Here is a 12,595-nt window from a genome sequence, read left to right as displayed (position 1 = left end):
AAGTCGCGGGTCCAGTGGCCGCAATATTCCGCGACGAAGGCCCTATTCGATCGCGGTGATCTCCAGCTCTTCATTGCCCAGGGTGACGAGATCGCCCGCCGCCTTGCCCATCAAGAGCCTTGCCACGGGAGAGACGTAGGAAATCGACCCGGCCTTGGGGTCGGCCTCGTCCTCGCCCACGATACGATATTTTTGAACGCGTCCGTCTTCGCGACTATAGGTCACCGTGCTACCGAAGGCGACAATATCCGTTGAAGCCGGGGCCGGCATGACTTCGGCAGTTCGGACCCTTTCGACGAGGTAGCGGACATCGCGCAAGGGAATGGCAGCCTGTCGCCGGCGCTCATTGACATCGTCGATGCCGCTCGTCGCCTCATAGGCCTCGCGCGCCTGCAGGAGCTGCCGCTCCAGCGCCTTCAATCCAGCCTCGGTCACAAGGTTCGGATGCGGTGAGATAGCCCGGTCCGGCAGCAGGGTTTCCGCAGCCGTTTCGGCGCTTTCTTCCTTCATGAAGGCTGTGCTCAATTTCAAACTCCATTTGGACGCGCTACGCTTTGATCGCGGATGGATATGTGCCTCATAAGCAAGCGAGGCGCATGGCCTCTCTGGAACAACGAGGATCGAATACCAAATCACTGCTATACCACAGACCCGACGGCAGCTGCGGAGAAAAGCTATGGCGAAGAAAACATCCAAGTCAGTGATGGAGACCGAGCCCCAACGGGCCGCATCGGAACCGAAACTGCTTTCAGGCGGCAATCCGCAGATCGCCAAAGGCTACGGCGACGAACCGGTGCAGGCTTACATCGCTGCCATGCCCGGCTGGAAAAGCGAGGTCGGCCGCCGCATCGACGCACTCATCGTCGAAACCGTTCCGGATGTACGCAAGGCGGTCAAATGGAATTCGCCGCTCTATGGCATCGGGGGCGACGGTTGGTTTCTCGGGATTCATTGCTTCGCGAAATATGTGAAGGTCGCCTTCTTCCGCGGCGTGTCGCTTCAACCTGTTCCACCGGGCGAGTCCAAAAGCGGGCAGACACGCTATCTCAACATTCACGAGGGCGATCCGATCAACGAGATACAGCTTGCCGATTGGGTGAGGCAGGCGAGCCAATTGCCCGGCGAGCGGATGTAGCGGCCAGCAGCCGGGACGCCGTTACGGACATTTCTTGGCATTCCCGGCACGATTGCGTAGCATCCGCCTGAAATTGCAATCATCCCGCGGGCCTGTCTGCCTGCATTTCTAACGCCGTGCAAAAGGTTCGCCATGCGTCGTCTCGACAAGGAGATGTTCCACTCGCTTTCGCTTCTGGGCATGGTCATGGGGCTGATCTTCTTCGCGGCTTCGCTGACACCCAGCCTCATGCCGCGCTCCTATCTCGTCCAGGGCGCGCTCTCCGGCGTCAGCGCGGGCGTTGGCTATATGATTGGCACGGCTCTGACATGGCTTTGGTTCTATCTCCAACTGCCGGCTCCAGATAAGTCGTTAAAACTGGCGCGATGGTCGATCGGTCTCGCCTGTCTGCTTCTTTGCCTGGCGGCGCTTTGGCACGCCACCTTCTGGCAGAACTCGATCCGTCTTTTATGGAAGATGCCGCCGATTGCTACCGCAGAGCCCTATTGGCTAGCCGCGGTGGCGGCCGGAACCTTTCTGGCGGTCTTTATCGTCGGGCGCCTGTTTCGGCTGGCCTGCCTGGTGTTTTCGACATGGCTTTCGCGGATCGTGCCAAGCCGGCTCTCGAAGGTCGTGGGTGCCTTGCTGGCCGTGGCGCTGTTCTGGTCAATCGGCCAAGGCATATTGCTTCGCCTTGCGCTCGACGCAGCCGACGCCTCCTTCCGGCAGGCTGATGCATTGATCGGGGATGACCAGCCGAGCCCGCGGGATGCGGCGAAAACCGGGAGCGCCGCCTCGCTCGTTACATGGCAGGGCCTTGGGCGGCAGGGACGGCACTTCATTGCATCCGGCCCGGCTGCAAGCGAGATTTCAGGCTTCTGGAATAGAAAGGCGCAGGAGCCGCTTCGCGTCTATGTCGGATTGAACAATGCCGAAACGAGCAAGGAGCGCGCGGCGCTCGCCTTGAAAGAGCTGATCCGGCAGGGCGCTTTCGATCGCTCGCTTCTGGTGATAGTCGTCCCGACCGGGACGGGCTGGGTAGATCCCGCCGCCATGGATACGCTCGAATATCTCCAGCATGGGGATGTCGCCAGTGTCGCTGTGCAATATTCCTATCTGGCGAGCTGGATGTCGCTTCTGTTCGAACCGGAGCAAGGCGAGGAAACGGCGGTCGACCTCTTCGATGCCGTCTACGGCTATTGGTCCAAGCTCCCGCGTGATAAACGCCCGAAGCTCTATCTGCATGGGTTGAGCCTCGGAGCGCTGAATTCGCAGCTCTCCCTCGATATCTACAATGTCATCGGCGATCCCGTGAACGGTGCTCTATGGAGTGGGCCTCCCTTCCGGAGCGCCAGATGGAAAGCGGCCACGGCAACGCGCGCTCAAGGCACCCCTGAATGGCTGCCGAAGTTTCGCGACGGGTCCGTCATCAGATTTGCGAACCAGGAGCATGCGCCCGACCAATACGCGGCGCTCTGGGGACCTCTTCGGGTCGTCTATCTGCAATATGCGAGCGATCCGGTCGTCTTCTTCGATGCCGCATCCGCCTTTCGCGAGCCGGAATGGATGAAAGCGCCACGCGGGCCGGATGTTTCGCCTCAGCTCACCTGGATACCCGTGGTGACGATGTTGCAGCTCCTCTTCGACATGATGATCGCCACGACATCGCCGGTCGGCTATGGGCACATATACGCGCCGCAGCACTATATCGATAGCTGGATATCCCTGACCGACGCCTCGATTGCGCCGCAGGATGTCACGCGGCTGAAATCGCTTTTCGCCTCGCGCTTTGGCATGGCGCTCTAAAACGTGAGCGAAGAAAAGACCGGCGGCGCGATCGATTGCGCCGCCGCACGGTGGCTATGCGCTGCCGGATTGCCGGTGTTCAACGGCAAAAGGCCGCCCGGTTTTCACCGGGCGGCCTTTTGCCAAATGCATTTGCTAGTGCGCGACCCTAAGCCGATACCCCTCGTTGAGATGATCGATGGCGACGCCATTGACCGTCACCGAATATTGGCCTCCCGCGGCGTCCTTAGAAACCGACACCTGGTATTTGCCGCTTGGCAAATCGAGATCCGCCGAGAACTTGTCCCACTTTGCCGGCAGCGCCGGCTTCACATGGAGATGACCGTTCTCGACGCGCACGCCAAGGATGCCCTCGATCGCCGTACGATAGAGCCAGCCGCCCGAGCCGGTGTACCAGCTCCAGCCGCCGCGACCTTTGAGGGCGCCTTCGCCATAGACGTCGCCGGCAATCACATAGGGCTCGACCCGGTAGACATCCGCCGCAGACTTATCGAGCGAATGATTGATCGGGTTGAGCATTTCGAAGCAACGCCAAGCATCTTCCGAGCGGCCCATGCGCGCAAAGGCGAGCGTGGTCCACACGGCGGCGTGCGTATACTGCCCGCCATTTTCGCGAACGCCCGGAGGATAGGCCTTGATGGCACCTGGATCGTTGGCCGGGTTGGTGAAGGGCGGTGTCAGCAAGCGGATGAACCCGCCTTCCTTGTCCGCGAGCTTTTCGAGGACGGCGTTCATCGCCATCTCGCTGCGCTCCGGATTGCCCTCGCCCGACAGAACACTCCACGACTGGGCGATGGAGTCGATCTTTGCCTGATCGGACTGGCTGGAGCCGAGCGGCGCGCCATTGTCGAAATAGCCGCGACGATAGTAATCGCCATCCCAGCCGGCGGTTTCGAGCGCTTCCTTCAGCTTGGTCAGATGTTCCGACCAGCGGCTGACACGCTGCGTATCGCCACGCGTCTCGGCATAACCGATGAACCGACGCAGGGCGCCCGCCAGGAACCAGCCGAGCCAGACGCTTTCGCCGCGGCCATCGATGCCGACGCGGTCCATCTTGTCGCACCAGTCGCCGCTCATCATCAGCGGCAGGCCCTTTACGCCGATGCGCTTGATTGCCAGGTCGAGGCCAAGGGCAGCATGCTCATAGAGCGATGCGTTCTCGGCGGAGACCCGCGGCACGAGGAACGCGTCATACTGGCCCGGGCTAAGCTCAGCCCCTTCGACGAAGGGCAGCATCTCGTCGAAGATCGCCGTGTCGCCCGTCGCCGTGCAATATTGGTCGACCGCATAGGCGAGCCAGACCGGATCGTCCGAAATATTCGTTCTGACGCCGGCGCCGCTGTCGGCCAGCCACCAGTGCTGGAAATCGCCCTTGGCAAACTGGCGACGGCCGGTATTGAGGATTTGCCTGCGGGCGATGTCAGGCGAATGTAGCAGGAAGGCGAGCGAATCCTGCAGCTGATCGCGCAGACCCCACGCGCCGCTCGACTGATAGAAGGCGGTGCGCGCCATGATGCGGCAGCTGAGCGTCTGATAGGGCAGCCAGTTGTTGACCATGAAGTCGAAGCGCTGATCGGGGGTCGAAACGCGTGCCTTGCCCGTAAACGTCGTCCAGTAGCTCTTGGTCTTGCCGAGCACTTCCTCGAAGCTGACGGAACGGATTTCGGCCATGAGCGCTGCCGATTCCTCGCGCGAGCCGGCATCGCCCATATAGAAGCAGATGGCGCGCTCCTCGCCCGGCTCGATCGTCAGATCGAAGGCCATGGCCGCTGCCGGATCGCCATCGAGTTCGATCACGTCGGACAGGCGCGAACCTGCCGAAACCTTGCGAGGCTGCTGGATCGTTCCATGGCGGCCGATGAACTCGCGGCGGCTGCCGGAGACGCTCGAGGGCTTTTCGCTCGCCGCAAACGACGCCACGCGCCCGCCAAAATCGACGCTGAACGGGTTGTTCGCGAAGATCACACCGCTCTCCCGATCGAATTCGGAGACGATGTATGGTTTGCTCTTGGTCGGATTGTTGCCGAGAATCCATTCGGCGTAGCCGTAGAGGCGAAGCTTGCGTGCCTCGCTTGCGGTGTTGCGAATGCGCAGCTGCGTCAGCTTGACCGGCTTTTCCATATGGAGCGTCTGGGTGACTTCCAGCGCGATCTCGTCCTGGGTCGTGGAGAAGACCGAATAACCCAGGCCGTGGCGAACCTCGAAGTTCGTATCCGAAGTCTGCGCCAGGGCAGCATAGGGAACGATGATCGAACCGCGATCGAGATCCTTCAAATAGAAGGCTTCGCCGGGCCTGTTGGTGACCATGTCGTTGGTCCAGGGCGTCAGCTGATGGTCACGGGAGTTCTGGCTCCAGGTGAAGGCCGCACCTTCGGCCGAGACATGGAAACCGAAGCTCTCATTGGCCATGATGTTGACCCACGGATGCGGCGTCTGTTCTCCGCCCGAAAGACGCACGACATATTCGCTGCCATCGGCTGCAAAACCGCCATAGCCGTTCCAGAACGTCAGATCGCTGCCGTCGCCGTTCGTCGGCGCGACCTTGCTGCGCGTCATTGTCGGCACGAGCGTGGAATCGCCCCACTGGCCAAGCAACGCCGGCGAGCCTGCGACGGAGCGGGCCCGTTCCAGCTGATCGTTCAGGCTGCCGTCCCGGCCACGCAGCACGATGCGCGAGGCCGCGATGATCGCATCATAGACTTCCGGAGTCGTCATATCCTTGCGGATCACATAGATGTTGCGCTGAATGCCGGCCGCCTCGCTTGCATGGCGCGCGCCATCGCAAAGCTGGTCGATCGTGCGCTGCATCTCAGAGGCGTCCTCGCCGGAGCGCTCGTTGAAGATCACGAGATCGACCTCGACGCCGCGCGATTGCAGGAAGCCCTGCGCACGCAGCAGTTCCTTGACGAGATCAGTGCCGAGCTCGTCGGTGATGCGCAGGGTCATGATCGGCGCGTCGCCGGAGAGCGTCGCTCCCCAAAGAACCGACTGGGACCGCAAGCCGTCGCGAACCGTCTGCTTGTCCGCGCGCAGCGACATCTCGGGGTAGACGATATAGCGCGCAAAGCGCTGATAGGCTGCCGCTTCCTTCGAATTGACGCCGATCTGGCGCAGCTGCTTCTGGGTTCGCGTCCAGGCCTGAACGAGGCCTTGAGCAAAGCTGTCGGGCTGGCGATAGTGCTCCACCGCCGTCTCGAGCTCTGCCCGGGTTCTTGCCGCCATGGTCCAGAAGACCAGGCTGATCTTCTTGCCAGCCGGAATGCGCACGATACGGCGCAGCGAGACGCAGGCATCCATGGTGAAGCCGTCCGTGCCCGAGAGCGTAGCACCTTCGTCAAAGGCTGCAGCTTCCGTCAAGGTGCGACCTCTTCCGAGGAACCGCATGCGGTCGGTTTCGAACTGGGTTGGGCCGTCGCCGCCGCTGCCGTCGACGACAAGCTGCGCGATCGCAACTTCCGGATCAGTGACGCCGCGCTTGCGGCGCTCGACGAAAATGGCGTCGCCACGGCTGGCAATCTCGGTATGCACGAACATGCGGGCGAAGACAGGATGGCCGGTATCGACGATATCGAGCGTGGCAACCGGCTCCATATAGGAGGTGACTTCGATCACTCGGTCTTCCGTGCCGGAGTTGGTGATCGTCAGACGGCGGCCTTCCGCGTCGTGATCGCTCGCGATGAAGACTTCCATTTCGCTGGTGAGTTCGCCGACAGTCTTGACGAACTCAGCCTTGTCGTCGCTGAAGGTGACGCGAACATGCTCGTTGGCGATGGAGCGCGGCTCGGCGGTGGCGGACCACCATTCATGCGATGCCGTGTCGCGCAGGAAGACGAAGGAACCCCAGCGGTCTTCGGTCGGATCGGCGCGCCAACGGTTGATGGACAGGTTGTTCCAGCGCGTATAGCCCGCGCCGGTCGCCGTCAGCATCGTCGAATAGCGGCCGTTGGACAGCAGCGACAACTCCCGCTCGCGCGATGCCGGATCCTCGACGCGACGCACTTCGGGGCGCATCAGGTCGCCCTGGATAGTTGCCGGAGCATCGGTCTCGTGCTTGGACGCCATGACCGGAATGTCGCGCGGCGCCTTTTCCTGCAGCAGCAGTTCGGCCGCCTCGATCACCGGATCGGCGTGGAAGAGTTCGCGCAGCAGCCCGTCGAAAGCGACGTTGGCGACGGCTGCGATCGACATGCCATGGTGGTGGGCATAGTAGTTATAGACGACCGCGCACTTCTTGCCTTCGGGCACACGGCTCGGCGTAAAATCGACGGCATCGTGGAAGCCGTACATACCGAGTGCGCCGACCGCCCTGAGCTTTTCGAGGTTCTCGAGTGCTGCCACCGGATTGTACTGGCTGGCGAGCAGCGAAGCGTAGGGCGCAATGACGGCATTCTGGCCAAGGCCGCGCTTCAGGCCGAGCGTCGGCACGCCGAAATTGCTGTACTGATAGTTCATCTGGTGGTCGCGGGCATTGAAGGCCGCTTCCGAGATGCCCCAGGGGATGCCAACACCAAGGTGCTTGGCATAATTCATCTGTTCCTGGACGATCAGATTGTTGGTCTGATTGAGGATGCCGCCCTGACGCTCCTGCATGACGAGCGGCGGCATGAGATATTCGAACATCGAGCCCGACCAGGAGACCAGCGCACCGCGGGGTCCCACAGGAACGACATGGCGTCCGAGCTTGTACCAGTGCTCGGTCGGCAGATCGCCCTTCGCGACTGCAAAGAGGCTGGTGAGGCGCGCTTCCGATGCCAGCAGGTCATAGCAGGCGGCATCGACCTCTTCGGTCTCGACGCGGAAACCGATCGACAGCAGGCGACGCTCCGGGCGGAAGAGGAAGCTGAAGTCCATCGCGAAGGCGATATTCCGGGCGCGACCGCCGACGGCGATCAGCCTTTCGGAGATGGCATCGATCTTCGCCTGATCGAGCGCGTTATCGACCAGATGAAGCTCGCAGGTTGCCACAAGCCTGCCGGCCCAGTAGACGACTTCCTCGCTCCGCGCGGTCTTGACCTCCTGGTCGAGATTGCCGGCAAGCTTGCCGATTTCGCGGGCGTCCTCCACCAGCCGCTCGACGGCGGCAAGAGTGAATTCCTTCTTCTGCTTGGCTGCGGCGAGCGTGTTTTCGAAGGTTGCAATCCGCTCATCGACGCGATCCCGAAGGTCGCGGCTCGTCTTGTTGTCATCCGCAAGCTCGGCAAGGACCTCGCGAAGAATGCCGACGATGTCACCGATCCCATCGAGACTGCCGTGAATCTGGGCGGTAGGTGCCTGTGCCCAGCCACGGCAGGCAGAGCCGACGGCAATCAGATGGCCGGCCAGGTTGCCGCTATCCACCGACGAGACATATTTGCGGCCGAGCGGCTTCAGCGTGTCGGTGTGATACCAGTTGAACAGGTGGCCGCGATATTTTTCGAGCTTCTCGGTGGTGTCGATCGTCTGTTCGATGCGCCTGACCGCTTCCTCGAACGAGATCCAACCGAATTGACGCGCCGAAATCACCGACAGAAGGTAGACGCCGATATTGGTCGGCGAGGTGCGCATGGCCACGACGGCATGCGGCGTCTGCTGGACGTTATCGGGCGGCAGGTAATGCTGGCCGGGCACGACGAAATTGTCGAAGTAGCGCCAGGTCCGGCGTGCAATCTTGCGAAGCTCGCTTCTGACCTTGTCGGGAACGACCAGCCGGTCTTCGGTCTCCGCCGTCTGGCTGACTATCCAGGCGATCATGGGTGACAGTACCCAGAGAATGATGAAGGGAACGCCGACCAGATAGGCGTTGTCGCCGGAATACAGGGCGAAGAGCAGCGCGAGAACCGCAAGCACGGGAGCGCGCCACATGACCTTGTAGTGACCAAGGATGGTGGTCTGCGCCGCGGCCTGGGCGCTTGCGGCGGTGCGCCATTGCAGCATCAGCTTGTGGCTGACGAAGAGACGATAGAGCGAGCGGAGGATGGCATCGGCCATGACGCATGCGCTGTCGGCAATGAAGACGACACGCAACGCGACCTGGGCATTGGCATTCTGGATGTCGGTCCAGACCATATGCAGATGCGCGCCCAGGATGATGTCGCTCGTGCGGGGAATGATGCCGTTGATCAAAGACAGCGTCGGCGCCACGAACAGGCTGAAGATCAGCACGATCTGCCAGAGGAGCGCACCGAGCGGGCTCATCCAGTACCAGCCGAGCGCAGACGCCAGGAACCAGGCGATCGGCGTCAGTGAACGGCGCAGATTGTCGGCCATCTTCCAGCGGCCGAGCGCAGTGACGCCACGCTTCGGATTGAAGATATAGGGAAGCAATTGCCAGTCGCCGCGAGCCCAGCGATGCTGGCGCGAGACTTCCACTTCGTAGCGGATCGGGAAATCCTCGACGAGTTCGCAGTCGGTCACCAGGGCGCAGCGCGCCATCGAGCCTTCGAGCAAGTCATGGCTCAGCACCGAGTTTTCCGCGATCCTGCCCTTGAGCGAGGCTTCGAAGGCGTCGACGTGATAGAGGCCCTTACCCGTAAAGGTGCCTTCGCCCGTGATATCCTGATAGACGTCGGAGACGGCGAAGACGTAAGGGTCGAGGCCGCGATTGACCGAGAAGATGCGCTGGAAGGCCGAGGCATCCTTGCCCGTCGTCAGCGACGGCGTCACGCGCGGCTGTAGCACGCTGTAACCATCGACGACGCGCTGGCTCTTGGCATCGAAAACCGGGCGGTTGATCGGATGATGCAGCTTGCCGACGAGCTTCGTCACCGTGTCGCGAATGATGCGCGTATCGCTGTCCAAGGTCATGACGTACTTCACGTCCTGCGGCACGGTATCGGCGCCGGGAAGGAAGGTCGTATTCGGATCGCCGCGCAGCAGCATGTTCAATTCATGCAGCTTGCCGCGCTTGCGCTCCCAGCCCATCCAGGCGCCTTCGGCCTCATTGTAGAGGCGGCGGCGGTGCAGGAGGTAGAAGCGCTGCTTGCCGTTCTCGGCATAGCGCGCATCCAGATTGGCCATCTGGCGACGTGCGTAGTCGAGAACTTCGAGATCGCGGGCGTTCTGTTCTTCCTGGCTGTCGGGCCAGTCGCTGAGCAGGGCGTAGTAGATCTCACCGCGGGGATTGGCGAGATAATGAACTTCGAGATTGCGAAGCAGTTCATCCACATGCTCGCGCTTGCCGATGAGGCTCGGAATGGTGACCAGCGTGCGCGCCTCTGCCGGCAGACCCTTCTTGAATTCGTAACCGATCAGGCGATCGGGGGCGATGAAGAATGTGGCGAAAAAGTTAAAGAGGCCTGTCGCGCCTTCCGAGGCCGGAAGCGCGAATGCCAGCAAAAGAACGATCGTCGCAAAAAGAGGGATGCCCGTGCTGACGAAAACAGCGCCGACGGCGATCAGCGCCAGCAGCGTGAGGGTGAGCACAGGTACGGCGATCGCGAGCCAGTTCAACCGGCGGATCGCCCGCATGAACCGCACGCCAAGCGGCTTGCGGAAGCCGATCTCCGCCTCGAGCGCGGGGCGTCCTGCGCCAACCAGGAAATAGCCGACATTGGTGGCGGCAGCCGGAGCATCCTTGCCACTGGCGCTTGCGCGTTCGGCAAGCTTGATCGCTGCCTCGGCGATATCGAGTTCCGTCTTCTCGCTGCGCTTTGCGAGCTTTTCGATCTGGCGGCGATAGGAATTGCGCGAGCCGGAGTCGAGTTCGGCATAATCGGTCTGCTTCCACAGAAGCTTGTCGATCTTGCTGACCTCTTCGACCCAGGTCGACCAATCGGTATCGTTGATTTCCCTGAGGCTCTTGATGATGCTGCCCATCAGCGTATTGGCAGCCGCAAGCCGGCCCTGCTCGACCGACATGACGGTTTCGGCGTCGGCACCGTTGGCGGCAAGTTTTGCTTCCAGCCAGCCGAGCGCGGCCTCTGTCGGCTCAAGGGCGTTGCGCAGGCGGTAATGCAGCTGGGTAACGAAGGTCGAATCGCCAAGATTCGCAGCCAATGTCTCAAGGAATTCGACGGATTTGGCGTCACCGAGCGCAATTGCCTTATTGGCCGCATCGTTGGCGATGCCGCGCATCTCTCGGCTCTTGTCGATCCGCGTCGCGACGCGCCTGAGATTGTCGATCAGCACGTAGCGAACGAGCGACGGCAGCGCCCAAAGCTCGCCGATATGCAGGGTCTGCCTGTCCTGGAAGCCCTCGGTCACGGCCGCCATGCCGGCATTGCTGATATTGCTGTGCGCATGGGCCATGTAGAGCCAGGCAAGCGCCAGGGTGCGCGGAATGTCGATGCCATCGAGCTTGATGGTGCGCAGCTCGCGATAGAATTTCTTCGGGAAGTCGCGGCGGACTTCCTGAATGGCTTCCTCGACGATGTAATGGTTGTCGAGCAGCCATTCGGTCGCCGGCGTGATGCTTTCGCCCGCATCGACATCTGCCGCTGCGGATTTGTAGACCCGCAGGATCTCGCTCTCGTTTTCGCGATGTCTTTGGAAGAAATCGAAATTTTCGAAGCTCGTGACATCAAGCTGCCGGCTCTCGGCAAACTGCGTTGCCTTCGCCCGCAGCTGATCGTTGGATAAAAGAGTAGAGCGGATTCCGAAGTCGAGATCCGTGTGAGGCGATTTGGCCTGTGCGGTCGAACCGCCCGCTAGATTTTGAGGCACCATAGCATCTGCTCTTCTATTGAGATCATTATCGAGATCATATCCGACCGTGTATTCTAACCAAACAAGGTGCGCAGTTGGGAGCTAGCGTTTCGTGTTCGGGTTCTTCATGGGGTTTGAAGGGAAATAGCTAAGTTCAGACATGAGATGTTGGAAACAGTTAACGCTTCTCAATAGCGGCTGCAAAATGAACGAGCGATTAATCAAGATATTTATTTAACAGCAGGAATGAGGAGTTGGCTGCTGCGGCCTGCCGGGCACCGCTTCACAGGCCGTACTCTCAACCACTGGCGCGCGTAGCATGCCGGCACTCTTGCGGTCCGATCCTGGCACAGACATGGAAAAGGCCCCGGAAGGGGCCTTTTGCAATTGCATCTCATGTCATCGGCAGGCTCTGGAGCCTGACGATTGGGAAACCGGCTCAGGCTCAGGCCCTGTACGTCTGCACGGCGCCGGGCAGCTTGCTCCACTGCGCATACCAGCCGTTGAACAGCTTGAACTGCGCCTCGACATAGCCGCGCTGGCTCTCCGACAGCACATCGCTCGCATTGAAATGCAGCGTATATTCCGCATCGCCCTTTAGCACCATCATGTGCTTGAAGTAGAGCACCAGATCCGGACCCTCGTCGAAGGACGACAGCACCGCCAGCGCCTGCTCCAGCTCCAGCGCCCGCTGACGCGCATCGGCGTCGCCCGCAGCCGCCGCCTGGGCAAGCTTGCACAGATGGATGACTTCCTTCGGCAGCACGTTGCCGATGCCGGTGATCGCGCCCGTCGCACCGCAATTGACGAAGCCGTGGAACACCGCCGTGTCGACGCCGATCATCAGCGAGACCTCGTCGTCGCGGCTGGTGATGTTCTCGGCCGCATAGCGCATGTCGGCCGCACCGCCGAACTCCTTGAAGCCGACGAGATTGCCATGCTCGGCCCTCAGCGCGAAGAATAGGTCGGCGCGGGTGGCAAAGCCGTAATAGGGGCTGTTGTAGATCACGGCCGGAAGATCGGGGGCCGCCGACAGGATCGCCTTGAAATGTT

5 protein-coding genes are annotated in these 12,595 nt (G+C 61.3%); 2 read left to right on the top strand and 3 right to left on the bottom strand.

Going from position 1 to position 12,595, the window contains the following annotated elements; all coding sequences use genetic code 11:
* Window positions 1-42: 42 nt before the first annotated feature.
* On the bottom strand, window positions 43-525 hold the full coding sequence (greA, locus tag RHSP_RS05645) for a transcription elongation factor GreA (RefSeq protein WP_004110405.1): 483 nt from the start codon (window positions 523-525) through the stop codon (window positions 43-45).
* Window positions 526-676: 151 nt separating this feature from the next.
* Here greA and RHSP_RS05640 point away from each other — a divergent pair, with 151 nt between their 5' ends.
* Window positions 677-1,135 (top strand): DUF1801 domain-containing protein, encoded by a 459-nt coding sequence (locus RHSP_RS05640; protein ID WP_004110402.1) that lies wholly within the window; start codon window positions 677-679, stop codon window positions 1,133-1,135.
* Between the two features lie 132 nt (window positions 1,136-1,267).
* Window positions 1,268-2,920, top strand: a complete 1,653-nt coding sequence (locus tag RHSP_RS05635) for an alpha/beta hydrolase (protein WP_004110400.1) — start codon at window positions 1,268-1,270, stop codon at window positions 2,918-2,920.
* A 135-nt stretch (window positions 2,921-3,055) separates the two neighbouring features.
* Here RHSP_RS05635 and RHSP_RS05630 read toward each other — a convergent pair whose 3' ends face one another.
* Window positions 3,056-11,563 carry a glycoside hydrolase family 94 protein gene (locus RHSP_RS05630; RefSeq protein WP_004110397.1) on the bottom strand — a complete coding sequence of 2,836 codons (8,508 nt, stop codon included), beginning with the start codon at window positions 11,561-11,563 and terminating at the stop codon, window positions 3,056-3,058.
* A gap of 424 nt (window positions 11,564-11,987) precedes the next feature.
* Window positions 11,988-12,595 (bottom strand): dihydrodipicolinate synthase family protein (locus RHSP_RS05625; protein WP_037149882.1); only part of this gene is annotated, 608 nt, incomplete at its 5' end.

The organism is Rhizobium freirei PRF 81, assembly GCF_000359745.1.
GTDB classification, from domain to species: Bacteria; Pseudomonadota; Alphaproteobacteria; order Rhizobiales; family Rhizobiaceae; genus Rhizobium; species Rhizobium freirei.
This window is presented reverse-complemented; position numbering and strand designations above follow the sequence as displayed.

Coding starts and splice junctions, on each gene's coding strand:
- RHSP_RS05630 (WP_004110397.1), bottom strand. CDS start 11,563: ATGGTGCCTCAAAATCTAGCGGGCGGTTCGACCGCACAGGCCAAATCG.
- RHSP_RS05640 (WP_004110402.1), top strand. CDS start 677: ATGGCGAAGAAAACATCCAAGTCAGTGATGGAGACCGAGCCCCAACGG.
- RHSP_RS05635 (WP_004110400.1), top strand. CDS start 1,268: ATGCGTCGTCTCGACAAGGAGATGTTCCACTCGCTTTCGCTTCTGGGC.